This window comes from Streptomyces sp. NBC_00091 (genome assembly GCF_026343185.1).
In the GTDB taxonomy this organism is placed as follows: Bacteria; Actinomycetota; Actinomycetes; order Streptomycetales; family Streptomycetaceae; genus Streptomyces.
This window is the reverse complement of sequence record NZ_JAPEMA010000001.1, coordinates 2,951,243-2,975,949: the sequence shown is the minus strand read 5'-3', so window position 1 is coordinate 2,975,949 and position 24,707 is coordinate 2,951,243. Positions and strand designations below refer to the sequence as shown.

The 24,707-nt window shown below is 73.1% G+C and carries 22 protein-coding genes; 10 read left to right on the top strand and 12 right to left on the bottom strand.

The window, feature by feature from the left end; all coding sequences use genetic code 11:
• Positions 1-5 precede the first annotated feature (5 nt).
• From OOK34_RS13805 to ssd, 4 genes are read right to left on the bottom strand one after another with little or no spacing between them, the layout of a single operon-like run.
• Complete coding sequence (locus OOK34_RS13805) at positions 6-782, bottom strand: type II secretion system F family protein (protein WP_267034159.1); 777 nt, start codon at positions 780-782, stop codon at positions 6-8.
• On the bottom strand, positions 782-1,669 hold the full coding sequence (locus OOK34_RS13800) for a type II secretion system F family protein (RefSeq protein WP_267034158.1): 888 nt from the start codon (positions 1,667-1,669) through the stop codon (positions 782-784). The genes OOK34_RS13805 and OOK34_RS13800 overlap by 1 nt, the downstream gene beginning before the upstream one ends.
• A complete protein-coding gene (locus tag OOK34_RS13795) occupies positions 1,666-2,814 on the bottom strand; it encodes a TadA family conjugal transfer-associated ATPase (RefSeq protein WP_267034157.1) in 1,149 nt (382 codons plus the stop codon). Before OOK34_RS13795 ends, OOK34_RS13800 begins: the two co-directional genes overlap by 4 nt.
• On the bottom strand, positions 2,811-3,965 hold the full coding sequence (gene ssd, locus OOK34_RS13790) for a septum site-determining protein Ssd (protein ID WP_267036731.1): 1,155 nt from the start codon (positions 3,963-3,965) through the stop codon (positions 2,811-2,813). The genes OOK34_RS13795 and ssd overlap by 4 nt, the downstream gene beginning before the upstream one ends.
• Before the next feature lie 510 nt (positions 3,966-4,475).
• Between ssd and OOK34_RS13785 the strand changes: the two genes are divergently transcribed.
• Entirely contained in the window at positions 4,476-5,345 is an 870-nt protein-coding gene (locus tag OOK34_RS13785) for an HAD family phosphatase (RefSeq protein ID WP_267034156.1), read from the top strand.
• 432 nt (positions 5,346-5,777) lie between these two features.
• Here OOK34_RS13785 and OOK34_RS13780 read toward each other — a convergent pair whose 3' ends face one another.
• Positions 5,778-6,644, bottom strand: a complete 867-nt coding sequence (locus tag OOK34_RS13780) for an oxidoreductase (protein ID WP_267034155.1) — start codon at positions 6,642-6,644, stop codon at positions 5,778-5,780.
• 109 nt (positions 6,645-6,753) lie between these two features.
• Here OOK34_RS13780 and OOK34_RS13775 point away from each other — a divergent pair, with 109 nt between their 5' ends.
• Positions 6,754-7,764: an ATP-binding protein gene (locus tag OOK34_RS13775; RefSeq protein ID WP_267034154.1), complete on the top strand. Its 1,011-nt coding sequence runs from the start codon at positions 6,754-6,756 to the stop codon at positions 7,762-7,764.
• Here OOK34_RS13775 and OOK34_RS13770 read toward each other — a convergent pair.
• Positions 7,721-9,034 carry a hypothetical protein gene (locus tag OOK34_RS13770; RefSeq protein ID WP_267034153.1) on the bottom strand — a complete coding sequence of 438 codons (1,314 nt, stop codon included), beginning with the start codon at positions 9,032-9,034 and terminating at the stop codon, positions 7,721-7,723. The two genes, OOK34_RS13775 and OOK34_RS13770, sit on opposite strands and share 44 nt — an antisense overlap.
• A 233-nt stretch (positions 9,035-9,267) precedes the next feature.
• Between OOK34_RS13770 and OOK34_RS13765 the strand changes: the two genes are divergently transcribed.
• From OOK34_RS13765 to OOK34_RS13740, 6 genes are all read left to right on the top strand, one after another.
• Positions 9,268-11,772 (top strand): SulP family inorganic anion transporter, encoded by a 2,505-nt coding sequence (locus OOK34_RS13765; protein ID WP_267034152.1) that lies wholly within the window; start codon positions 9,268-9,270, stop codon positions 11,770-11,772.
• A gap of 230 nt (positions 11,773-12,002) precedes the next feature.
• Entirely contained in the window at positions 12,003-13,958 is a 1,956-nt protein-coding gene (gene acs / locus OOK34_RS13760) for an acetate--CoA ligase (RefSeq protein ID WP_267034151.1), read from the top strand.
• Between the two features lie 213 nt (positions 13,959-14,171).
• On the top strand, positions 14,172-15,641 hold the full coding sequence (nhaA, locus tag OOK34_RS13755) for a Na+/H+ antiporter NhaA (protein ID WP_267034150.1): 1,470 nt from the start codon (positions 14,172-14,174) through the stop codon (positions 15,639-15,641).
• Between the two features lie 54 nt (positions 15,642-15,695).
• Positions 15,696-16,154, top strand: coding sequence for a phage holin family protein (locus OOK34_RS13750; protein ID WP_267034149.1), 459 nt, complete (start codon positions 15,696-15,698; stop codon positions 16,152-16,154).
• Positions 16,151-17,110, top strand: a complete 960-nt coding sequence (locus OOK34_RS13745; RefSeq protein ID WP_267034148.1) for an alpha/beta fold hydrolase — start codon at positions 16,151-16,153, stop codon at positions 17,108-17,110. The genes OOK34_RS13750 and OOK34_RS13745 overlap by 4 nt, the downstream gene beginning before the upstream one ends.
• Before the next feature lie 138 nt (positions 17,111-17,248).
• Positions 17,249-17,422, top strand: a complete 174-nt coding sequence (locus tag OOK34_RS13740) for a hypothetical protein (protein WP_267034147.1) — start codon at positions 17,249-17,251, stop codon at positions 17,420-17,422.
• A 42-nt stretch (positions 17,423-17,464) separates the two neighbouring features.
• Here OOK34_RS13740 and OOK34_RS13735 read toward each other — a convergent pair whose 3' ends face one another.
• The 3 genes from OOK34_RS13735 to nth form a co-directional block, all read right to left on the bottom strand.
• Positions 17,465-18,667, bottom strand: coding sequence for a MarP family serine protease (locus OOK34_RS13735; protein WP_267036730.1), 1,203 nt, complete (start codon positions 18,665-18,667; stop codon positions 17,465-17,467).
• Positions 18,668-18,680: 13 nt separating this feature from the next.
• Positions 18,681-19,397, bottom strand: a complete 717-nt coding sequence (locus tag OOK34_RS13730) for a CoA pyrophosphatase (RefSeq protein WP_267034146.1) — start codon at positions 19,395-19,397, stop codon at positions 18,681-18,683.
• A 123-nt stretch (positions 19,398-19,520) separates the two neighbouring features.
• Positions 19,521-20,375 (bottom strand): endonuclease III, encoded by an 855-nt coding sequence (gene nth, locus OOK34_RS13725; protein WP_267034145.1) that lies wholly within the window; start codon positions 20,373-20,375, stop codon positions 19,521-19,523.
• Between the two features lie 301 nt (positions 20,376-20,676).
• Here nth and OOK34_RS13720 point away from each other — a divergent pair, with 301 nt between their 5' ends.
• Both OOK34_RS13720 and OOK34_RS13715 read left to right on the top strand, forming a co-directional pair.
• Entirely contained in the window at positions 20,677-21,351 is a 675-nt protein-coding gene (locus OOK34_RS13720) for a Crp/Fnr family transcriptional regulator (protein WP_003981529.1), read from the top strand.
• A gap of 121 nt (positions 21,352-21,472) precedes the next feature.
• Positions 21,473-22,276, top strand: coding sequence for a nucleotidyltransferase domain-containing protein (locus tag OOK34_RS13715; protein ID WP_267034144.1), 804 nt, complete (start codon positions 21,473-21,475; stop codon positions 22,274-22,276).
• 26 nt (positions 22,277-22,302) lie between these two features.
• Here OOK34_RS13715 and OOK34_RS13710 read toward each other — a convergent pair whose 3' ends face one another.
• Genes OOK34_RS13710 through OOK34_RS13700 form a run of 3 tightly spaced genes read right to left on the bottom strand, consistent with a single transcriptional unit; the run spans position 22,303 to position 24,349 of the window.
• Entirely contained in the window at positions 22,303-22,605 is a 303-nt protein-coding gene (locus OOK34_RS13710; protein ID WP_267034143.1) for a ribosomal protein L7/L12, read from the bottom strand.
• A complete protein-coding gene (locus OOK34_RS13705; RefSeq protein ID WP_267034142.1) occupies positions 22,602-23,447 on the bottom strand; it encodes an MBL fold metallo-hydrolase in 846 nt (281 codons plus the stop codon). Before OOK34_RS13705 ends, OOK34_RS13710 begins: the two co-directional genes overlap by 4 nt.
• Entirely contained in the window at positions 23,444-24,349 is a 906-nt protein-coding gene (locus tag OOK34_RS13700) for an NUDIX hydrolase (protein ID WP_267034141.1), read from the bottom strand. Before OOK34_RS13700 ends, OOK34_RS13705 begins: the two co-directional genes overlap by 4 nt.
• Between the last annotated feature and the right edge of the window lie 358 nt (positions 24,350-24,707).

Sequence of the window (24,707 nt, the reverse complement as noted above, 5' to 3'; positions counted from 1 at the left end):
GCCGGTCACCGCCCCGACAGCAGCCCGGAGGCCATTCCGATCACCACCGGCGCCACCCCGACCGCGAGGAACGCGGGGAGGAAACACAGCCCCACCGGGGCGGTGACGAGCACCGCCGCCCGCTGCGCCCGGGCGCCCGCCTGCCGGGAGCGGTCCGCCCGCAGGGCCGCCGCCAGGCGGGACACCGGCTCCGCGGCCGGCGCCCCGGTCCGCGCGGCGCGCTCCAGGCACTCCGCCAGCCCCCGGGCCCCGGGCATCCCCGCCAACCTCCCCCACGCGGCGCCCGGTTCGCCGCCCAGACGCAGCTCCGCCCCCGCGAGCGCCAGCCGTTCGCCCACCGGACCCCCGAGCGACTCCCCCACCACCTCGGCCGCCTCCACCGGTCCCGCGCCCGCCGCGAGGCACGCCGCCAGCAGGTCCGCGGCGAACGGCAACTGCCGTTCCGCCTCCCGCGGATCGACCCCGGCAGGCGGCCGGGCCCGGATCAGCACCCGCCGCACCGCGAACGCCGCCCCGCACCCGACCAGGACCCCGAGCACCCCGCCGGCCAGCACCCAGCCCGCCAGCAACGCCCCGGCCGGCGCCGCCCAGGACAGCACCGCCGCCCGCACGCCCGGGCCCCACACCGGACCCCGCCGCACCGGCCCGGCCCGGAAGAGCACCGCGAGCCGGCGCCGCACCGCCCGCCGGCCCAGCCGCGCCGCCACCGCCGAGGCCAGGCACCACGCCGCCGCCGCCAGGCACAACGCCGTCCCCAGCCTGTGGACCGCGGACCCGCCCATCACCGCTCCCCCGTCCGTACGATCCGCCGGCACCACAGCAGCCCCAGCGCCTCCAGCACCCCGCCCGCCAGCAGGCAGCCCCACCCGACCGGGGAGTGCAGCAGCACCCGCAGCGGATCCGCTCCCAGCCCGGTGCCCATCAGCAGCCCCACCAGCGGCAGCAGCGCGAGCACCACCGTCGTGGACCTGGCTCCCGCCAGCTGGGCCCGCAAGGACTCCTCGCGGTCCCGCTCGGCCCGCAACGCCCCCTCCAGCCGGTCCAGCCCGGCCGCGAGGCCCGCACCCCCGTCCACCGAGACGCGCCAGCAGGCCGCCATCCCGGCCAGCCCCTCCGCACCCGGCTCCCGCGCCGCCTGGTGCAGGGCTTCGGCCACGTCCCCGCCGAACGCCGCGGCGGCCAGTACGCCCGCCTCCGCCCCACCCGGGCCCCCGGGGCCGGCCACCGTACGGCGCAACGCCACGGTCAGCGCCTGCCCGGGCTGCGCACCGGCCCGCAGCTCCCCCACGACCGCCCCGCACAGCGCCACGACCCCGGCCGCGCGGGCACCGCGGGCCCGCTCCCGGTCCCGGGCCCGCAGCCAGCGGCGCAGCAGCACGGCCATGGCGGCGCCGAGCAGCAGCGGGATCACCGACCCGCCCAGTACGGCGACCACCAGCCCGGCCGCGAGAGCGGCCCACTCCCGCCACCGCGCGGCCACCGCCCGCAGCACGGCGGCCGCCAGCCGCTGCCCGGGGACCGGCCCGCCGGGCACCAGCGGACCGCCCCCGGCCAGGACCAGCCGGGCCCGCCGGGGCAGCCGGTCACCCCCGGCCAGCCCCCAGGCCGCCGCCCCGGCGCAGAGCACCCCGGCGAACACCGGCACCGACCCGAGCGGCCCGGCGATCACCGCGCACCTCCCAGCAGCGGAGCGAGCCGGGCCCAGCCCGCCTCCCGCACGAAGCCGCGCGAACCCCAGCGCAGCGCGGGCACGGTCACCACCAGCCCGGCCGGATCCCGCTCCAGCACGTGCACCTCGGCCACCCGGCGGCGCCCGGACCGGTCCCGGACCAGGTGGACCACCAGGGTCAGCGCGGCCGCCAGCTGGCTGTGCAGGGCGGCCCGGTCGAGGCCCGCGGCCGTCCCGAGCGCCTCCAGTCGGGCGGGGACGTGCCCGGCGGCGTTGGCGTGCACCGTGCCGCAGCCGCCTTCGTGCCCGGTGTTCAGGGCGGCCAGCAGGTCGGCCACCTCGGCGCCCCGCACCTCCCCGACCACCAGCCGGTCGGGGCGCATCCGCAAGGCCTGGCGGACCAGGTCGGCGAGGGTGACCAGCCCGGCCCCCTCCTGGTTCGCGGGCCGGGTCTCCAGCCGCACCACATGCGGATGGTCGGGGCGCAGCTCGGCGGAGTCCTCGGCCAGCACGATCCGCTCACCCGGCCCGACCAGCCCCAGCAGGGCGCTGAGCAGGGTGGTCTTGCCCGTCCCGGTCCCGCCCGAGACGAGGAACGACAGCCGGGCCTCGACCATCGCCCGCAGGAGCCGCTGTCCGCCCGGCGGCAGGGTCCCGGCGGCGACCAGCTCGTCCAGCGTGAAGGCCTTCGGCCGCACCACGCGCAGCGACAGGCACGCCGATCCGACCGCCACGGGAGGGAGCACGGCATGCAGCCGGGTGCCGTCCGGCAGCCGGGCGTCGACCCAGGGCCGGGCGTCGTCCAGCCGCCGCCCCGCGACGGCGGCCAGCCGCTGGGCCAGCCTGCGCACGGCCTCGGCGTCGGCGAAGGTCACCGCGGTCAGCTCCAGCCCGCCGCCCCGGTCCACCCACACCCGGTCCGGGGCGGCCACCAGCACATCGGTGACCTCGGGGTCGGCCAGCAACCGCTCCAGCGGCCCCGCGCCGACCAGCTCGGAGCGCAACTCGGCGGCCACCCCCAGCACTTCCGCGTCCCCGAGGAGCCGCCCCTGCGCCCGCAGGGCCGCCGCGACCCGGGCGGGCGTGGGCTCGGCTCCGCTCTCGGCCAGGTGCTGGCGCACCGCGTCCAGGAGTACCGCGCTCATGCCGGCACCCCCTGGGCGGAGCCGAGCGCCCGCTGCCAGAAGCCGTCGCAGAAGCGGGCCAGCGTGCCCCGCGCACCCGGCGGTTCCCCCTCGGCCACCCGCCCCGGAAGCCCCACCTCGACCGGCACCTCTCCGGCCAGCGGCGCCCCGAGCAGCCCCGCGACGGCTTCGGCGTCGAGCCCCTCCGGGCAGCGGCCCCGTACGACCACGCGGACGTCCCGGGCCACCATCCGCACCCCGGCGGCCACCCGCCCCGCGGCGGCCACCGACCGCAGCTCGCCGGGGACGACCAGCAGCACCAGGTCCAGCTGGGCCAGCACCTCCGCCACGGCCTCGTCCACCCTCCGGGGCAGGTCGACCACCACCACCCCGCCCCGCCTGCGGGCGGCGGCCACGACGGACCGCATCGCGGCGGGCGGTACGACCACCCGGTCGCCCCGGTCCCAGCTCAGCACCCGCAGCGCGTGCAGCTCGGGCAGGGATTCCTCCAGCGCCCCGGCCCCGACCCGGCCGCGCGAGGCGGCGAAGTCCGGCCAGCGGAGCCCCTCGGCGCTCTCACCGCCGAGCAGGACGTCCATGCCGCCGCCGAGCGGGTCGGCGTCGATGAGGATGGTGCGCTCGCCGGCCCGGGCCGCCCGGAGCGCGAGGGCGCAGGCGAGGGTGGACGCCCCGGCCCCACCGCTGCCGCCGATCACCCCCACGGCCAGGGCGGGCCGTCCGGCCCCTTCCACCACATCGGCGATGCGGTCGACGAGCAGGCTCTCGGCGTCGGGGAGGCGCAGCACCTCCTCGGCGCCGATCTCCACGGCCCGCTGCCACACGAAGGGGTCGTCGAGGTCCCGGCCGACGAGGAACACCCCGTCCCGGCGCGGCGCTCCGCGCACCCGGCGCGCGGCGTCGTCCCCGACCAGCACGAGCGGGGCGCAGTCCCAGCCGACGCCCCGCGCCCCGGCGACGCCCCCGGCGCTGCCGTCACCCCCGCCACCGGGGTCACCGCCGGCTCCGGTTTGCTCCGGCACCGCATGTTGCACATGCGGCTCGGCGCCCGCGGCGGCGCACAGCCGCAGCAGATCGTCGAGCAGCAGCGGGTCCTCGGTGATGATCAGCGGCCGCCCGCCACCGGGCACGGCCCCGGCGGCACGGGCGCGCAGCCCTCCCCCACCGGCCACCACGGGTGCCGGCACTCCACACGACTTCGATCCAGCCACGATCTCCGCCCCCTTCTCACTGCAAATCCACGGGCCGCGGACTTCGCGGCTGGAATCACGGTGGAGGGATCCGGAAAAAGAAGTGGATCTTGCTCGAAAACTGTGGACAAGAAGGCACTTGTGAATAACTTCGCCACACCATCAGGTGAGTTCCGGAGCGCTGCGGAACAACTACGCAGCGTCACGAGTCTGAAGGGGTGAAGGCCTGTGCCAGGCGGGCCCACAGAGGAGGAAGGGCCGGGAGAATGATCACTGAAGGCCGCGAGCAAGGGACGCAAACCGCGTCCGGACATGCGACGACCCCCGCCGGGGGGGAGAGCGGGGGTCGTCCCCACGGTCCGACTCGGGGGGGGAGGAGCCAGACCGGGTTAGCACGGTCGCGAACGATCCGTGACTTCCATGGTGTACCCGAGAGCCTTCTCAGGCAAACCCACGCGCCACACCTTACGCCGAATGGTGGGCGCATATGCTCGGGTCGTGGAAAATCAGCCCTTGCCGCACTCCTTGCCTCGGACCGCCGCCTTCTTCGACCTGGACAAGACGGTCATTGCGAAGTCCAGCACTCTGACGTTCAGCAAGTCCTTCTACCGGGGTGGCCTGATCAACCGGCGGGCCGTGCTGCGGACCGCGTACACCCAGTTCATCTTCCTGGCCGGCGGCGCCGACCACGACCAGATGGAGCGGATGCGGGAGTACCTGTCCGCCCTCTGCAAGGGGTGGAACGTCCAGCAGGTGCGGGAGATCGTCGCCGAAGCGCTGCACGACCTGATCGACCCGATCATCTACGACGAGGCCGCGTCCCTCATCGAGGCCCACCACACCGCCGGCCGTGACGTGGTGATCGTGTCGACCTCCGGCGCCGAAGTCGTCGAGCCGATCGGCGAGATGCTCGGCGCGGACCGGGTCGTCGCCACCCGCATGGTCGTCGGCGAGGACGGCTGTTTCACCGGGGAGATCGACTACTACGCCTACGGCCCCACCAAGGCCGAGGCCGTGCGCGAGCTCGCCGAGTCCGAGGGGTACGACCTCGCGCGGTGCTACGCGTACAGCGACTCGATCACCGACGTGCCGATGCTCGAGGCCGTGGGAAACCCGCACGCGGTGAACCCCGACCGCGCGCTCAGGCGCGAGGCGGTCGCGCGGGAGTGGCCGGTGTTGGTGTTCAACCGGCCCGTACGACTGAAGCAGCGCCTGCCGGAGCTGTCGATGCCGGCACGGCCGGCGCTGGTGGCCGCCGCGGCGGTCGGCGCGGCGGCGGCCACCGCCGGGCTGGTCTGGTACGCGAGCCGCCGACGCGCGAGCGCGGCGGCTGCCTCGGCCTGACCCGCCCCGCCGAAGCCCCGTCGCAGGCCCGCCGACCACCCCCGACCGACCACCCCAGACCGGCCACCGGACCGTCCCGACCTGGGCCGATATGGGATGCCCGGTTCACCCCATTACGGCCCGGAAAGTAAAGAACTCCGGCCAGGGGTTTCGCTCGGCACCGAAGCGGAGTACAAAGTAGATACGGCCCGCGAGACCAAAGAACATCCGAGAGGATCATCTTTCAAACGCAGTAAGGCCCACGGACCGAAGCATGAACGCCGAGCACCCACGCGACGTCGACCCGTCGATTACGGGCCAGCCGCACCAGGCCACGGGCAAAGTTCCCGGCCTGATGGGCAACCATCGAGGACGCTTGGTAACTGGGCGTAAATGCCAGCGGCGACACCAGAGCAGTACGGTGTCGCCGCAACCCTGTGCCGGGCCGGAAACTCAGGCCGCGCCGCGCTGGAGCGCCTCACAGACCGCCGTCGACTCGCGCACACCGAGCTCGATCGACCGGCCGCAGTGCGCGATCCACGCCGCCATCCCCTCCGCGGTCCCGGAGACGTAGCCCTCGAAGGCCTTCACGTAGGCCTCGGCGCCCTGTTCCGCGTGCCCGACCTCCGCCGGGCAGATCGCCTTCGGGTCCAGCCCGCTGTTGATCAGCACGATCCGTTCGGCCGCGCGCGCGACCAGCCCGTTGTACGAGCCGAAGGGCCGCAGGGCCAGCAGCTCCCCGTGCACCACCGCGCTCGTGACCAGCGCCGGAGCGGACCCGCCCGCGATGACCAGCCGCGACAGGCCGTCCAGCCGGCCCGCGACCTCCTCGGCGCTCGGCAGCGGGAGGTCCACCAGGGGCTCGTCGACCGGCTCACCGGCCAGCCTCGGACGGCCCACCACGTCCCCCTCCCCCACCGACCCCGTCGAACCGGCCGGGCCCGTCGAACCCATCGACCCCGTCGAACCGCACGCGACCAGGTGCAGGCGCGCGAGCACCCGCAGCGGCGACTGGCGCCAGATGCTCAGCAGCTGCCCGGCCTCCGCCGTCAGGCGCAGCGCGGCACCCACGGTCCGCGCCTGCTCCTCCGCCCCGAAGTCGGTCCGGCGGCGCACCTCCTCCAGCGCCCAGTCGGCGCCGGAGAGCGCCGCGCTGCCCCGGGCGCCGCGCAGGGCGGCCTCCGAGGTGATCTCCGCGCCGCGCCGGCGCATCACCCGGTGCCCGTAGACCCGGTCCACGGCCTTGCGTACGGAATCCACGGACTCTGCGACCCCCGGGAGGGAGCCCAGGGCCGCCAGCGGGTCAGAAGCGCTACTCATAAGTAGGGAGCCTACGCACTGCGCACCCATAGCACCGACCCCTCCTTGGAGTGGTCTTCTTCACTCACCTTGACCACGCCACGCGACCGACCCACTACGCTTGGTGAACATGAAGATCGCTTTCGTGGGAAAGGGCGGCAGCGGGAAGACCACGCTGTCCTCCCTCTTCATCCGCCACCTCGCAGCCAATGAAGCCCCCGTCGTCGCGGTGGACGCCGACATCAACCAGCACCTCGGGGCCGCCCTCGGGCTCACCGACGACGAGGCCGCCGCACTGCCCGCCATGGGCGCGCACCTGCCCCTGATCAAGGAGTACCTGCGCGGCTCCAATCCGCGCATCGCCTCGACCGACAGCATGATCAAGACCACGCCGCCCGGCGCCGGTTCGCGGCTGCTGCGGATCACCGAGGACAACCCGGTCTACGCGGCCTGCGCGCGCACGCTGCTGCTCGACGGGGATTCCGTCCGGCTGATGGCGACGGGCCCCTTCACCGAGGCCGACCTGGGCGTGGCCTGCTACCACTCGAAGGTCGGCGCGGTGGAGCTCTGCCTCAACCACCTGGTCGACGGCCCGGACGAGTACGTCGTCGTCGACATGACGGCCGGATCGGACTCCTTCGCGTCCGGCATGTTCACCCGCTTCGACGTGACCTTCCTCGTCGCCGAGCCGACCCGCAAGGGCGTCTCGGTCTACCGCCAGTACAAGGCGTACGCACGGGACTTCGGGGTGGCGCTCAAGGTGGTCGGCAACAAGGTGCAGGGTCCGGAGGACATCGAGTTCCTCCAGGACGAGGTCGGCGACGACCTGCTCGTCACCTTCGGGCACTCCGACTGGGTGCGGGCGATGGAGAAGGGCCGCCCGGCCGGGTTCGAACTGCTGGAGGCGACCAACCGGCTCGCGCTGCAGTCGCTCCAGGACGCGGCGGAGGACTCCTACGCGGCGCGCGACTGGGGCCGGTACACCGAGCAGATGGTGCACTTCCACCTGCGCAACGCGGAGAGCTGGGGGAACGCCAAGACCGGGGTCGACCTGGCGGACCAGATCGACCCCGGGTTCGTCCTGCACGAGGCCCTGGTCAGCCCTCGTCCTGCTCCGCGGCCCGCTCCCCAGCCGGCTTGACCCCGGCCGGACCCGACGGGGCGGCCGGGGCGGCCGGCGGCCCCGCCGTGAGGAACTTCGCCCAGCCCTCCTTCGGCGCCTCGCCGACGTCGAGGGTGCGCATCCACTCCAGCGCCTTCGGGTTCTGGGCGTCCAGCCAGTCGGCCAGCTCGCGGAAGGGCACGCAGCGCACCTCGGGCTTGGTGCACATGTCCTTGATGGACTCCTCGACGGCCCGCATGTAGGTGCCGCCGTTCCACGACTCGAAGTGGTTGCCGATGATCAGCGGCGCGCGGTTGCCCTGGTAGGCCCGGTCGAAGGCCTGCCGCAGGCCTTCGCGCATCTGGTCGCCCCAGTACCGGTGCTGCGAGGGGTCGCCCTGCGAGCTCGTACCGGACTGGTTGACCATGTAGTTGTAGTCCATGCTCAGCGTGTCGAAGGCCCGGCCGGGCATGGGCACGAGCTGGAGCGGCAGGTCCCAGAGCCCGTCCGTCCGCTTGGGCCAGATCTGCTTGCTGATGCCGCTGGAGTCGTAGCGGAAGCCCAGGTCCTTGGCCGCCAGCATGAAGTTCTTCTGGCCTTCGAGGCAGGGGGTGCGGGCGCCGATGAGCTCCTTGTCGTAGTCGAAGGGGAGCGGGGCCATGTCCTTCAGGCCCGCGTTCGTCTTCCAGTTCTTGACGAACGACCTGGCCTGGCTGATCTCGCTCTTCCACTCCGCCACGGACCAGGTGCCGACACCTCCGTCGGGGCCGCAGAAGTGGCCGTTGAAGTGGGTGCCGATCTCGTTGCCCTCCAGCCAGGCCGCGCGGACCTGGGTGGCGGTGTCCTTGATGCCCTGGAGGTCGCCGAAGCCGATGTCGGAGAGGCCCGGGGCGTGCTGCGGCGCGGTGTAGAGGGAACGTTTCTCCTCCGGCAGCATGTAGACGCCGCTGAGGAAGTAGGTCATCCGGGCGTTGTACTGCTTGCCCACCTCACGGAAGTGCGAGAAGAGCTTCTGGCTGTCCTCGCCCGCGCCGTCCCACGAGAACACCACGAACTGCGGCGGCTTCTCACCGGGCTTCAGCTTCTGCGGCAGCCGTACGTTCGGCTGCGAGCCGGTGTAGGCGGTCGAGCCGTCGCCGATGGGGCGGTTGACACTGCCGGGAGCCTCCGGGGCGGCGGCGCCCTTCTTGGCGCCCTGACTGCCGGGGGCCGGGGGTCTGGCGGGCCCCGAACCACTGCACCCGGCGGCACCCAGGACAAGGGCCGTGGCGACCAGGCCGCCGGCGATCTTCTTCGTGGCGGCGATCATCCGCACACCTCTCCTCGCAGTTCCGTCGCAGGACTTCCGCGACGCAACGTCCCACGCGGTCCGCTTTAAGGAAGGTGTGACAAGCCAGACAAAATACTTAATCACCCCTGAGTGCTAATTCGTAGGCCATTTGCCCGTATTGCCTACCACTGCTCTTTACTCTCCATTACCATCCATTTACCGAGTGTTGAGACTCCCGCCGCTTCATCCCTCCCCAGAGGAGACGGGAACCCATGACAGCCACAACCTCCAAGCCCGCCAAAGGGCCCCGCAAGGACCTCCCCGCGGACCTGTCCGCCTCCGTCGCCGTCTTCCTGATCGCCCTGCCGCTCTCCCTCGGCATCGCGCTGGCCACCGGCGCCCCGCTCCAGGCCGGACTGGTCGCCGCGGCCGTGGGCGGGATCGTGGCCGGCCGGCTGGGCGGAGCCCCCCTCCAGGTCAGCGGGCCCGCCGCCGGACTCACGGTGGTGACCGCCGAGTTGATCCAGCACTACGGGTGGCGTACCACGTGCGCCATCACCGTGCTCGCCGGCGTCTGCCAGCTCGGGCTGGCCCTCCTGCGCACCGCCCGGTCGGCGCTCATGGTGAGCCCGGCGGTCGTGCACGGCATGCTCGCCGGCATCGGCGTGACCATCGCCCTGGCCCAGCTGCACATCGTGCTCGGCGGCAGCCCCCAGAGCTCCGCCGTGGCCAACGTGCTCGGACTGCCCGCCCAGTTGGCCGATCCGCATCCGGCCGCGCTCGCGGTGAGCGCGCTGACCCTGTGCGTACTGCTGGGCTGGGGACGGCTGCCCGGGCGGGTGGGGCGCGCCCTGCGCAAGGTGCCGGCCGCGCTGGCCGCCGTCGCCTCCGCCACCGCGTTCGCGGCGCTGGCCGGGCTCACCCTGCCCCGGGTGGACCTGCCGTCCTGGCGCGGCCACGCCCTGCCCGAACTGCCCGAGGGGCCGGTGCTCGGACTGATCGCCGCCGTCCTGACCATCACGCTGGTCGGCAGCGTGGAGTCCCTGCTGTCCTCGGTCGCCACCGACAAGCTGATCGCCTCCGAGCGCGGTACGGGCAACCGCCCGCCCCGCGCCGACCTCAACCGCGAACTGCGCGGCCAGGGCGCGGCGAACATCGCCTCCGGGCTGCTGGGCGGGCTGCCCGTCACGGGTGTGGCCGTGCGCAGCGTGGCGAATGTCAAGGCGGGTGCCGTCAGCCGGAAATCAGCCATGTTCCACGGGATGTGGGTGGTGCTCGCGGCGGGTCTGCTGGTCCCCGTCCTCGACCTGATCCCGCTCGCGGCGCTGGCCGCCCTGGTCATGGCCGTCGGTGTGCAGATGGTCAGCATCACGCACCTGCGGACGGTCACCCGGCACCGCGAGGCCCTGGTCTACGCGACGACCATCGTGGCCGTGGTGCTGGGCGGAGTCCTGGAGGGCGTGGCCGTCGGGGTCGCGGTCGCCGTCGCGCTGGCCCTGCACCGGCTGGCCAGGACCCGGATCGTGGTGGTCGAGCGGGACGGCGTCCACCGCGTTTGTGCCCGAGGGCAGTTGACCTTCCTGGCCGTCCCCCGGCTGAGCCGGGTGCTGAACCAGCTCCCGCACGGCGGGCACGTGGTGGTCGAGCTGGACGGCTCGTTCATGGACCACGCCGCCTACGAGACCCTGCAGGACTGGCAGGACTCGCATCTGGCGCACGGCGGATCGCTGGAACTCACCGGCCGGGGCGGGGTGGCGATCTCCGGCCAGGGCCTGGGCACGGGCTCCGGGTCCGGGTCCGGGTCCGGCTCCGGAGCGGACGGGGCCCGCGCCGGTCACCCCCACCGCGCCGACGGCGGCAACCGGCCCGGCTCCAAGGCCGGTTCGGCCACCGGAGACGGCCATCACCGGGCCGAGTCCGCGCGCGGGGCGCACCACTGCTGCCGCCCCTGGACGCCCTGGCAGAACCACTGCGACCACCGCCCCGCGCACACCTCGGGCCACCCGGGAGGCCACGGCGGCGCGACCGGCTCCGAGGGCGCGGGCGCCCGTACGATTCCCGGCGCCGTCGGGGCCCCCGAGTCCCCGGCCGCCGCCCCCCGGCGGCGCGGCGCCGGCCAACTGGCAAGCGGGATCAGCGCCTTCCAGCGGGACACCGCCCCGCACGTCCGCGACGAGCTGGCCCGGCTGGCCCGCGAGGGGCAGCGGCCCTCGCAACTGTTCCTGACCTGCGCGGACTCCCGCCTGGTCACCAGCATGATCACGGCCAGCGGCCCCGGTGACCTGTTCACCGTCCGCAACGTGGGCAACCTCGTCCCCCTGCCCGGCGCCGAGTCCACGGACGACTCGGTCGCGGCGGCCATCGAGTACGCCGTGGACGTGCTCCAGGTCGCCAGCATCACGGTGTGCGGGCATTCGGGCTGCGGGGCCATGCAGGCCCTGCTGAACTCCCACCCGGCAGCCCCGATGACCCCGCTGATGCGCTGGCTGCGCCACGGCCTGCCGAGCCTGGAGCGGATGGGCAGCCGGCACCACGCCTGGGCCAGGATCTCGGGGCGGCTTCCGGCGGACGCGGTGGAACAGCTCTGCCTGACCAATGTGGTGCAGCAGCTGGAGCACCTGCGGGCCCACGAATCGGTGGCCCGACGGCTCGCCGAGGGCACGCTGGAACTGCACGGGATGTACTTCCACGTGGGCGAGGCGCAGGCCTATCTACTGTCCGAGGGAGAGGACTTCTTCGACTGTCGGGTTTTCGACAGCGTCGGCCAGCACGCCTGAGCCACACCCCGCTTGAACCGATACCCTCCCGTATCCGTGCAAGCTGTTGGCCCCTTCTCGCACCCTGCAGCGGGAAGGGGCCATTCGTACGCCGTGGACACTCCCAGTCGTGGTATAGGTCTAAACCAATTTCCGGTTACCCCTTGTCACCTGGGCATCCGACTGATGAGCTATGCCCGGAGACACAGCTATGCCCGGGGGCAACGGAAACTCTGGGAAAGGGAGATGTCGTGAGCACTGACAGCCTGGCCAATCTGCTCAAGGAGGAGCGGCGGTTCGCGCCGCCCGCCGATCTGGCCGCCGCCGCCAACGTGACCGAGGCGGCGTACGCGCAGGCCGACGCGGACCGGCTGGGCTTCTGGGCCGAGCAGGCCCGGCGGCTGGCCTGGGACACCGAGCCCACGCAGACGCTCGACTGGAGCAACCCGCCCTTCGCGAAGTGGTTCGCCGACGGCAAGCTGAACGTCGCGTACAACTGCGTGGACCGGCACGTGGAGGCCGGCAACGGCGAGCGCGTCGCCCTCCACTTCGAGGGCGAGCCCGGCGACAGCCGGTCGATCACCTACGCCCAGCTCAAGGACGAGGTCTCCCAGGCCGCCAACGCCCTCACCGAACTGGGTGTGCGGGCGGGCGACCGGGTCGCCGTCTACCTGCCGATGATCCCCGAGGCGGTCGTCGCGATGCTCGCGTGCGCCCGTGTCGGCGCCGCGCACTCCGTCGTCTTCGGCGGCTTCTCCGCCGACGCCGTCGCCTCCCGCATCCAGGACGCCGACGCCAAGCTGGTGATCACCGCCGACGGCGGCTACCGCCGCGGCAAGCCCAGCGCGCTCAAGCCCGCCATCGACGAGGCCGTCACCAAGTGCCCGCAGGTCGAGCACGTCCTCGTCGTACGCCGTACCGGCCAGGACACCGCCTTCACCGAGGGCCGGGACGTCTGGTGGCACGAGCTGGTCGGCCGTCAGTCCACGGAGCACACCCCGCAGGCCTTCGACGCCGAGCACCCGCTCTTCATCCTCTACACCTCGGGCACCACGGGTAAGCCGAAGGGCATCCTGCACACCTCGGGCGGCTACCTCACGCAGGCCTCGTACACCCACCACGCGGTCTTCGACCTGAAGCCGGAGACCGACGTCTACTGGTGCACCGCCGACATCGGCTGGGTGACCGGGCACTCCTACATCGTCTACGGGCCGCTCGCCAACGGCGCCACCCAGGTGATGTACGAGGGCACGCCGGACACCCCGCACCAGGGCCGGTTCTGGGAGGTCGTGCAGAAGTACGGCGTCACCATCCTCTACACCGCGCCCACGGCGATCCGTACGTTCATGAAGTGGGGCGACGACATCCCCGCGAAGTTCGACCTGTCGAGCCTGCGCGTGCTCGGCTCGGTCGGCGAGCCGATCAACCCCGAGGCCTGGATCTGGTACCGCAAGCACATCGGCGGCGACCGCTGCCCGATCGTGGACACGTGGTGGCAGACCGAGACCGGCGCGATGATGATCTCCCCGCTGCCGGGTGTCACCGAGACCAAGCCCGGATCGGCGCAGCGCGCGCTGCCGGGCATCTCGGCCACCGTGGTGGACGACGAGGCGAACGAGGTCCCGAACGGCGGCGGCGGCTACCTGGTCCTCACCGAGCCGTGGCCGTCGATGCTGCGCACCATCTGGGGCGACGACCAGCGGTTCATCGACACCTACTGGTCGCGCTTCGAGGGCAAGTACTTCGCGGGCGACGGCGCCAAGAAGGACGACGACGGCGACATCTGGCTGCTCGGCCGGGTGGACGACGTCATGCTGGTCTCCGGCCACAACATCTCGACCACCGAGGTCGAGTCGGCGCTCGTCTCGCACCCCGCCGTCGCCGAGGCGGCCGTGGTCGGCGCGGCCGACGAGACCACGGGCCAGGCGATCGTGGCCTTCGTGATCCTGCGCGGCAGCGCCTCGGAGACCGAGGGTCTGGTCGCGGAGCTGCGCAACCACGTGGGGGCCACGCTCGGCCCGATCGCGAAGCCGAAGCGGATCCTGCCGGTGGCGGAGCTGCCGAAGACCCGTTCGGGCAAGATCATGCGCCGGCTGCTGCGCGACGTGGCGGAGAACCGCGAGGTCGGTGACGTCACCACGCTGGCCGACTCCTCGGTGATGGACCTGATCCAGACGAAGCTGCCGAGCAGCTCGGACGAGGACTGACAGCGGCAGGCTCGAACCTGAGGAGGGCGTCCGGCGCACAACGCGCCGGACGCCCTCCGCCCGTTTAAGGTGAAGATCACCCGATACGACTGCGCGCACCCTGTAAAGTAAGAGAAGCGTCAAGATTTGACGCTCTAAAGTCTTTGGGTGCGCCGGGAAGTCTGGTCGGCAACTGCATTAGCCATGCCGTCGACCAACCGGAGGTTCTCCACCGTGGCCACGCCCACGCCCACCCAGACGCCCACCCCGCCCCACGGCCGCAAGGTCCTCGGCCGGCTCTCGCTGCCCGAGCGGCGTTTCGTCGCGGACGCGCTGCGCACGGAGACCGTCGGCGGCGTACTGCTCCTGGTGGCCGCGATCGCCGCCCTCATGTGGGCGAACATCCCCGCCGTCTCGGCGAGCTTCGACAGCGTCCGGTCCTTCCACATCGGCCCCGCCTCCCTCGGGCTGGACCTCTCGCTCCAGCACTGGGCGGCCGACGGCCTGCTCGCCGTCTTCTTCTTCGTCGCCGGCATCGAACTCAAGCGCGAACTCGTCGCGGGCGACCTGCGCGACGCCAAGGCGGCCGCCCTCCCGGTCATCGCCGCGATATGCGGCATGGCCGTGCCCGCCATGGTCTACCTGCTCGTCAACACCCTCGGGAACGGCTCGAGCAACGGCTGGGCCGTGCCGACCGCCACCGACATCGCCTTCGCCCTCGCCGTCCTCGCGGTCATCGGCACCTCGCTTCCCTCCGCGCTGCGCGCCTTCCTGCTGACCCTGGCCGTCGTCGACGACCTCTTCGCCATCCTGATCATCGCGGTGTTCTTCACCAGCGACATCGACTTCCTGGCGCTCGGCGGCGCCGTCGCGGGCCTGGTCCTCTTCTGGTTCCTGCTGCGCGTCGGCGTCCGCGGCTGGTACGTCTACGTCCCGCTCGCCCTGGTCATCTGGGGCCTGATGTACAACAGCGGCGTCCACGCCACCATCGCCGGCGTGGCCATGGGCCTGATGCTCCGCTGCACCCGCAAGGAGGGGGAGCACCACTCCCCGGGCGAGCACATCGAGCACCTGGTCCGGCCCCTGTCGGCCGGTCTGGCCGTGCCCCTGTTCGCCCTGTTCTCCGCCGGGGTCTCCCTCTCGGACGAGTCCATCGGGCAGGTCTTCACCCGCCCCGAGACCCTCGGTGTGGTGCTCGGCCTGGTCGTCGGCAAGACGGTGGGCATCTTCGGCGGCACCTGGCTGGCCGCCCGCTTCACCAAGGCCGAGCTGAACGAGGACCTCGCCTGGCCCGACGTACTCGCCGTGGCCTCGCTCGCCGGCATCGGCTTCACCGTCTCCCTGCTGATCGGTGAACTCGCCTTCGCCGGGGACGCGGTCCTCACCGACGAGGTCAAGGCCGCCGTCCTGATCGGTTCCCTCATCGCGGCGATCGTCGCGGGCACCATGCTCAAGCTGCGCAACCGCAGGTACAAGGCGCTGACCGAGGCCGAGGAGCGCGACGAGGACCGCGACGGGATCCCGGACATCTACGAGCAGGACAAGCCGGAGTACCACCTGCGGATGGCGAAGATCTACGAGGAGAAGGCCGCCGAACACCGCCGCAAGGCCGAGATCACGGCCCTGGCGAAGGACACCGAGGCGGACACGGCCGCCGTCGAAGCGGCGGGCGGGTCCAGCACGGGCGCCGACCGTCCGGCATGATCTGACTGACGACGGAGGACAGCCGCCGACGGCCGACGACAGAGGGAGTCAGAGATGAGCGCAGTGGACCAAGGGGCTCCGGGAGCCGAGCGCACACTCGGCCAGCTGGTCGCCTCGGCCACCGCCGAGATGTCCGCCCTGGTGCACGACGAGATCGCGCTCGCCAAGGTGGAGATCAAGCAGGACGTCAAGCGCGCGGGCATCGGCAGCGGCGCGGCGATCGTCGCGGGCGTGCTCGTGCTCTTCTCCCTCCCCGTACTGAGTTTCGCCGCGGCCTACGGGATCCACAATCTCGGCCTCGGGCTCGCCTGGTCCTTCCTCATCGTCGGCGGCGCGTTCTGGCTGCTGGCGGGCCTGATCGGGCTGCTGGCCGTGGCGAAGTTCAAGAAGGTCAAGCCGCCGGTGAAGACCATCGACTCGGTCAAGCAGACCGCCGCGCTCGTCGGAACCGTCAAGCCGCATCCCCGCGCGGTGAGTGACCAGGCTGTGGGTGTGGCACGCTCGTCCTCATGACAGCGCCCTCGTCCGACTCCGGCACTCCGCCCACCGCCGCCACGGCGGTACGGATCGACCTGCCCGGCGGAAGGGCGGTGACGCACCGGGACGTCGCCGCCAACGGCGCCCGCTTCCACGTCGCGGAGGTCGGCGACGGGCCACTCGTACTGCTGCTGCACGGGTTCCCGCAGTTCTGGTGGACCTGGCGGCACCAGCTGACCGCGCTCGCGGACGCCGGGTACCGCGCGGTGGCGATGGACCTGCGCGGGGTGGGCGGCAGCGACCGCACCCCGCGCGGCTACGACCCGGCGAACCTGGCGCTGGACATCACCGGGGTCATCCGGTCCCTCGGCGAGCCGGACGCCGCCCTCGTCGGGCACGACCTGGGCGGCTACCTCGCCTGGACGGCGGCCGTGATGCGGCCCAAGCTCGTGCGCCGGCTGGTCGTCTCCTCCATGCCGCATCCGCGCCGCTGGCGCTCCGCCATGATGGCCGACTTCGGGCAGACCCGGGCCAGCTCCCACATCTGGGGCTTCCAGCGGCCGTTCATCCCCGAGCGGCAGCTCGTCGCCGACGACGGCGCCCTCGTCGCGGAGCTGATCCGGGACTGGTCCGGGCCGCTGCTCCCGGAGGACGCCGACCTCGACGTGTACCGGCGGGCGATGTGCATCCCCTCCACCGCGCACTGCTCGATCGAGCCCTACCGCTGGATGATGCGGTCGATGGCCCGGCCGGACGGACTGCAGTTCTACCGGCGCATGAAGCGGCCCGTGCGGGTCCCGACGCTGCACCTGCACGGTTCGCTGGACCCGGTGATGCGGACGCGGAGCGCGGCCGGTTCCGGGGAGTACGTCGAAGCCCCGTACCGCTGGCGGCTCTTCGACGGCCTGGGGCACTTCCCGCACGAGGAGGACCCGGTCGGCTTCTCCACCGAGCTGGTGAACTGGCTGAAGGACCCCGAGCCCGACCGCTGACGGGCCGTCGGCGGCTCCCTGACGGGTCGGCAGTCCGTCCGTACGACAGTCTTACGGGTATTCAATTGCCCGGCGCATAGGCCAATTGGCCGCCCCGGACGGGGTTACCGACCTTGGACCCCGGGCACAGCTCGTTGTATGGGCTGGACGCACGACCACGGTGACACCACACGCGAACGCCGCTCGGCCGCAGCGCCGAGTACGCACGACAGGGCCGGCCGGGACGGGCACGACCCCCGGCTGGGGATCCCCCGCATCCTGCGCCGCCGCGCCCGCTGGGTCTCGGCGCGGCTGCGCCATCCACGGATGTAGGAGCGGCGCCCCCCGCGGCGCCCCTGCCGGCCCCCGCAGGGGTCAGAGGGCGCAGCCCTGGGTGTCGACCCGCCGGTCGGCGGCCTTCCCGATGCGGATGTCCTCGCGGATCTCGTCCGCCGTCAGGGCGTAGCCGGTGTTCGGGTCGTCGAGCGACTTGGCGAAGACGACCCCGTACACCCGGCCTTCGGGCGTCAGCAGCGGGCCGCCGGAGTTGCCCTGGCGGACGGTCGCGTAGAGCGAGTAGACGTCGCGCCGGACGGTGCCCCGGTGGTAGATGTCCGGGCCGTTGGCGTTGATCCGGCCGCGGACACGGGCCGCGCGGACGTCGTAGGCGCCGTTCTCCGGGAAGCCGGCGACGATGGCGTCGCTGCTGCTCGCCGCGTCCTTGTCGGTGAACTCCAGCGCGGGGGCCTTCAGCTTGGGCACGTCCAGGACGGCGATGTCGCGCTCCCAGTCGTAGAGCACGACCTTGCCGTCGTAGAGCTTGCCCTCGCCGCCGATCTGTACGGTCGGCTCCCCGACCCCGCCGACGACATGGGCGTTGGTCATCACCTTGCCGGGCGCGAAGACGAAGCCGGTGCCCTCCAGGACCTTGCTGCAACTGGGCGCGGTGCCGACGACCTTGACGATCGAGAGCTTGGCCTGCTGGGCCACCACGCTGCGGGCGAGCGCCGGGTCGGGGGCCTTCACCTCGGTGATCGGCTCGTTCGAGAACGGGCTGAAGACCTGCGGGAAGCCGTTGCGCGCGAGGGTGGAACTGAAGTCCGAGAACCAGGTGTCCGCCTGGGCGGGCAGCACCCGCGACACGCCGAGGAGCACCTTGGAGTTGCGGACCTCCTTGCCCAGCGTGGGCAGCGAGGTCCCGGCCAGTGCCGAGCCGATCAGCCAGGCCACCAGCAGCATGGCGACGACGTTGACCAGCGCGCCGCCGGTCGCGTCCAGCGCGCGGGCCGGCGACCAGGTGATGTGGCGTCTGAGCCGGTTGCCCAGATGGGTGGTCAGCGCCTGGCCGATCGAGGCGCAGATGATGATCACGACGACGGCGATCACCACCACGGTCGTGGACACCTGGGTGCCGTTGTCGGTCACCCGGTCCCAGATCAGGGGCAGCAGGGACACGGCGACGAGACCACCGCCGAGGAAGCCGATCACCGACAGGATGCCGACGACGAACCCCTGGCGGTAGCCGACGATCGCGAACCACACGGCGGCGACCAGCAACAGGATGTCCAGCACGTTCACGAGGGTCACCGTCTCATGCGCGCCAGTCGAGTGGGACGTGACGTGAGCGGTCCCACGGCCGCTCCCAGCCCGCGAAGTGCAGCAGCCGGTCGATCACCCCGGCGGTAAAGCCCCAGACCAGGGCGGATTCCACGGTGAACGCGGGGCCCTGGTGGCCGCTCGGGTGGACCACGGTGACCCGGTGCGCGGGGTCCGTGAGATCCGCCACGGGCACCGTGAACACCCGGGCGGTCTCCGCCGGGTCCACCGCGCCGACCGGCGAGGGCTCGCGCCACCAGCCGAGCACCGGGGTCACGACGAACTCGCTGACCGGGATGTACAGCCGGGGCAGCACCCCGAAGAGCTGGACGCCGGCCGGGTCCAGCCCGGTCTCCTCCTCGGCCTCGCGCAGGGCGGCGCGCAGCGGGCCGGTGGTGTGCGGGTCGCCGTCCTGCGGATCCAGCGCGCCGCCGGGGAAGGAGGGCTGGCCGGCATGCGAGCGCAGGCTGCCGGAGCGCTCCTGGAGCAGCAGCTCCGGGCCGCGCGGGCCCTCGCCGAAGAGGATCAGCACGGCGGACTGGCGGCCCCGGCCGTCCTCCGGGGGCAGGAAGCGGCTGAGCTGGCGCGGCTGGACGGTCCGGGCTGCCGTCACGACGGGGTCGAGCCAGGCGGGCAGGCCCTCGGTCGTGAGGGTCAGGCCGTCGCCCCGGCGGGCGGCTTCCGTGGTCTCGTCCTGCGTACCGCGCGTCATAGGCACCCCTGTCCGCATCCTGCTGCCAACACCGTCTCCCACACCGCTGAACGCGGTCCGGGTCCCGATTCGTTCCGTGGGGGGCGCGGGGCGCGGCCGTCGCGCCCCCTCAGGCGCCCGCGCTCAGGGCTCCGTACGGGCTCCCAGCGGCGGGGCGGGAAGGCCCGGGTAGTCCGGGGGCGGGGCGAGCCGCTGGCCCGGCTGGCCGCCCTTCTCGTACTTCAGCAGCTTCCGTGCCTTCTCCGGGTCGGTCTCGCCCTCCCCGTAGGCCGGGCAGAGCGGGGCGATGGGGCAGGCGCCGCAGGCGGGCTTGCGGGCGTGGCAGATCCGGCGGCCGTGGAAGACGACGCGGTGCGAGAGCATCGTCCACTCGCTCTTGGGGAAGATCGCGCAGATCTCCGCCTCGACCTTCTCCGGGTCATCCTGCTCGGTCCACTTGAAGCGGCGCACCAGCCGGCCGAAGTGGGTGTCGACGGTGATCCCGGGGACCCCGAAGGCGTTGCCCAGCACCACGTTGGCCGTCTTGCGGCCGACTCCGGGCAGGGTGACGAGGTCCTCTATCCGGCCCGGCACCTCCCCGCCGAAGTTGTCGCGCAGGGCCTGCGAGAGGCCGAGCAGCGACTTCGCCTTCGCCCGGAAGAACCCGGTCGGCCGGATGATCTCCTCCAGGTGCTCCGGCGCGGCCGCGGCCATGTCCTCGGGGGTCGGGTAGGCGGCGAAGAGGGCCGGGGTCGTCTGGTTCACGCGCAGGTCGGTGGTCTGCGCGGAGAGGACGGTGGCGACCAGGAGCTCGAAGGGGTTGCGGAAGTCCAGCTCCGGATGGGCGTACGGGTACACCTCGGCGAGCTCGCGGTTGATGCGGCGGGCCCGGCGGACCATGGCCAGGTGCGATTCCGGCTTCGCGGCCCGGGCGGCGGGCTTCGCGATCTCGGCGGGGGACGCCGCCGTCTTCGGTTTCTTGGCCGAAGCTTTGCCCATGGGGGCAGGTCGCACCTTTTCGGACGCCTCCCCAGGGGCTTGTTCGCCCACGGCTGAATTCCGGGTCGCCGTCACTCCTGCGGACCCCTTGGCCTGTGCTCTCACCGGCTTATTGGACACCCGGCCAGCCTAAGGCCGGGCGCTGACACCCGCCCGGACCTCAGGTAACACCACCCCGATTGGTCTCTCGCCGCACAGCACGCCCATCCGTCCGGCATCCTTGTGATTGATCGCACTGTTTGAGCCGTCCGGCAAAATGGGGAGCGGTCCCCACTGGCTGGTCGACATAGGAGAGAGACTCGTGGACGACGTTCTGCGGCGCGCCCCGCTCTTCGCGGCGCTCGATGACGAGCAGGCCGCGGAGCTCCGCGCCTCCATGGGCGAGGTGACCCTCGCACGCGGTGACGCCCTGTTCCACGAGGGCGACCCCGGCGACCGGCTGTACGTCGTGACCGAGGGCAAGGTGAAGCTCCACCGCACCTCCCCCGACGGTCGCGAGAACATGCTGGCCGTCCTCGGCCCCGGCGAGCTGATCGGCGAGCTGTCGCTCTTCGACCCGGGCCCGCGCACCGCCACCGCCACCGCGCTGACCGAGGTCAAGCTCCTCGGCCTCGGCCACGGTGACCTCCAGCCGTGGCTGAACGCCCGGCCCGAGGTCGCGACCGCGCTGCTGCGCGCCGTCGCCCGGCGCCTGCGCAAGACCAACGACCAGATGTCCGACCTGGTCTTCTCCGACGTTCCCGGCCGTGTCGCCCGGGCGCTCCTCGACCTGTCGCGCCGCTTCGGCGTGCAGTCGGAGGAGGGCATCCACGTCGTCCACGACCTGACGCAGGAAGAGCTGGCGCAGCTCGTCGGCGCCTCGCGCGAGACCGTGAACAAGGCGCTGGCCGACTTCGCGGGCCGCGGCTGGCTGCGCCTGGAGGCGCGTGCCGTGATCCTGCTGGACGTGGAGCGGCTCGCCAAGCGCTCGCGCTGAGCCACACGGGCAGTCTTCGCGGAGGGGCCCCGTCCGGGTGCGGACGGGGCCCCTCCGCGCGTCCGCGGCGCGGGCCGTAAATACCGGTGGCCCCGGTCCGGGGACGTGCAGAGTAGGGCCCATGGAGCACAGAGGGCTGGACGCGGACGGGTACTTCGAGCGGGAGGGGTCCCTCGGGCGGGTCCAGCCCGAGTTCGCGGGCCCGGTCGCGGCCGCGCGCGCCCGCGTCGCGGAGGCGTACGGGCCCCGGCTGCACAGCGCCTACCTCTACGGGTCCGTGCCGCGCGGGACCGCCCGGCCGGGGCGCAGCGACCTCGACCTGCTGATCGCCCTGCACCGGGAGCCCTGCGACGAGGACCGGGACACCGCCGAGGTGCTCGGGCGCGGGCTCGACCAGGACTTCCCGCAGATCGACGGGGCCGGCATCCTGCTGTTCGGCAAGGACCGGCTGCTGAGCGAGCAGGAACGTTACGACCTGGGCTGGTTCCTGGCCTGCCTGTGCACCCCGCTGCTCGGCGCCGACCTGGCCGAGCACCTGCCCCGCTACCGGCCGGACAGCCTGCTCGCCCGGGAGGCCAACGGCGACCTGGCCGCCCTCCTGCCCCGGTGGCGGGCGCGCTTCGAGGCGGCCTCGGAGCCCGCCGAGTTCCGCAGGATGAACCGGTTCTTCTCCCGGCACCTGGTACGGACGGCCTTCACCCTGGTCATGCCCCGCTGGGGCGGCTGGACCAGCGACCTCACCGAGTCCGCGGAGGTCTTCGGCCGGTACTACCCGGAGCGGGCGGCCCAGCTGCGCAGGGCGGCCGTGGTGGCGCTGGCCCCGGTCGCGGATCCGGCCGTGGCGCGCGCGTACCTCGAGGACCTCGGGCCGTGGCTCGCGGACGAGTACACGGCCCGGCACGGCACGAAGACGCCCCGCCCTTAGCCCTTAGCCCGTGGCCCGGGAGGCCGTCAGGCCTTCCGCACCACCGGGTCGAGGGACTCCACGGCCCGCTTGGCCTCCGCCAGGCCCACGCCCGTGATCTGCCGGTAGACCTTGATCGCCGAGATCGTGCGGCCGTCGCGCATCAGGGCCCGCACCTCGTCCATTCCGGCCGGCTCGGGCTCCTCGATGCCGAAGTGGTCCAGGACCCGGCCCAGCCGGCGCTCCAGCCGGTCGGCCTTGTCCTCCAGCGCCCGCACCTTCAGGGTCACGGTCGAGGTGATCCAGCCGGCGGTCGCGAGCAGCGCGAGCAGCAGGAACAGCGTGTTCATTCAGGTCCCCCCGGGATCAGTCCGTGCTCCCGAAGGTACTCGAGCTGTGCGCGCACCGACCATGTGGCCGCGGGCCACAGGGAGCGGTCCACGTCCGCGTAGACCTGGGCGACGACGGCCTCGGCGGTGGTGAGGCCGTTCTCCACGGCCGTCTCGATCTGGGCGAGCCGGTGGGCGCGGTGGGCGAGGTAGAACTCCACGGCCCCCTGCGCGTCGTCCAGGACCGGCCCGTGGCCCGGGAGCACCGTGTGGACCCCGTCGTCGACGGTGAGGGAGCGCAGGCGGCGCAGGGAGTCCAGGTAGTCGCCGAGGCGGCCGTCGGGGTGCGCGACGACGGTGGTGCCGCGGCCCAGGACGGTGTCTCCGGTCAGCACGGCCCGGTCGGCGGGCAGGTGGAAGCAGAGCGAGTCGGCGGTGTGCCCGGGGGTGGCCACCACGCGCAGTTCCAGGCCGCCGGTGCGGATCACGTTCCCGGCGGCCAGGCCCTCGTCGCCGAGGCGCAGTGCGGGGTCGAGGGCGCGGACCTTCGTACCGGTCAGCTCGGCGAAGCGGCCGGCGCCCTCGGCGTGATCGGGGTGGCCGTGGGTGAGGAGGGTCAGCGCGACGCGCTTGCCGGCCTGCTCGGCGGTGGCGATGACGGCCCGCAGGTGCCCCTCGTCGAGGGGGCCGGGGTCGATGACGACGGCCAGCTCGGAGTCGGGCTCGGAGACGAGCCAGGTGTTGGTGCCGTCCAGGGTCATGGCCGAGGCGTTGGGGGCCAGGACGTTGACCGCGCGGGCCGTCGCCGGCCCGGAGGAGACGGTCCCCCGGGGCTGGCCGGGGAGGGCTGCGGCGTCGGTCATGCGGGTCCTCCCGGGCGTACTCGCTTGGTGAACTCGTCGTGGCCCGGCCAGCTGAGCACGAGTACGCCGTCCTCCAGCGCGGCCTGGGCCAGGACCGGGGTGAGGTCCTGTGCGCCGGCCGCGGCGAGCGCGTCGGCGGCGTGCCCGTACGGCTCCAGGGAGCGCAGGGTGGAGATGGTGGGCGGCATCATCAGCAGCTCGCCCTTGTCGTACCCGGCGGCGGCGTCGGCGGGGCGGATCCAGACCGTCCGGTCGGCCTCGGTGGAGGCGTTGCGGGTGCGCTGGCCCTCCGGGAGGGCGGCGACGAAGAACCACGTGTCGTAGCGGCGGGGCTCGAACTCCGGGGTGATCCACCGTGCCCACGCCCCCAGCAGGTCGGAGCGCAGCAGCAGGCGGCGCCGGTCGAGGAACTCCGCGAAGGACAGCTCGCGCGCCACGAGGGACTCTCGGTCGGCCTCCCAGTCGTCGCCGGTGGTGTCGCCGACGACGGTGTCCGGGGTCTCGCCGGCGAGCAGGACCCCGGCCTCCTCGAAGGTCTCGCGGACCGCCCCGCAGACGATCGCCTGGGCGGTGGCGGCGTCGGTGCCGAGGCGTGCCGCCCAGTCCTGCTGGGAGGGGCCGGCCCAGCCGGTGCGGTGGTCCTCGTCGCGGGGGTCGACCCCGCCACCGGGGTAGGCGTAGGCGCCGCCGGCGAAGGCCATGGAGGCGCGGCGGCGCAGCATGTGCACGGCGGGTCCGGCGGGGGTGTCACGGAGCAGCATCACGGTGGCGGCACGTCTGGGCGCCACCGGGGTGAGGGACCCGTCCGCGAGCGCGCGGATGCGGTCGGGCCACTCCGGGGGGTACCACTGCCCTCCGGCGGGCTGGCTGGGCGACGGCTGACCGTGCTGACCATTCGGCATGGCCGGATGCTACGGCCATCCGGCCCGATGTTCGAGGCCCCGCCCCCGGGTGTGCCGGGTCCGCCACCGCGCCGGCCCGGCCGGGGGTTCGTGAGACGCCGCTGCGCGGGCCGCGCCGGTACCGCTGCGCGGGCTGGTCCCCTACCCGCCCTTCGCCCGTTCCCGCCTCAAGCGCCGGCGAGGCTGAAGGACCCTGGGGCTCCGCCCCAGACCCCGCGCCTCGAACGCCGGCGAGGCTGGAAACCCAGCCCCGCCGGCGTTCGAGGCGCAGGCGCGGAGCGCCGTGCAGTGGGCCGCACCGGCGTCTGAGGTGGGAACGGTGGAAGGGCGGGTAGGGGACGCCCCGCGCAGCGGCAAC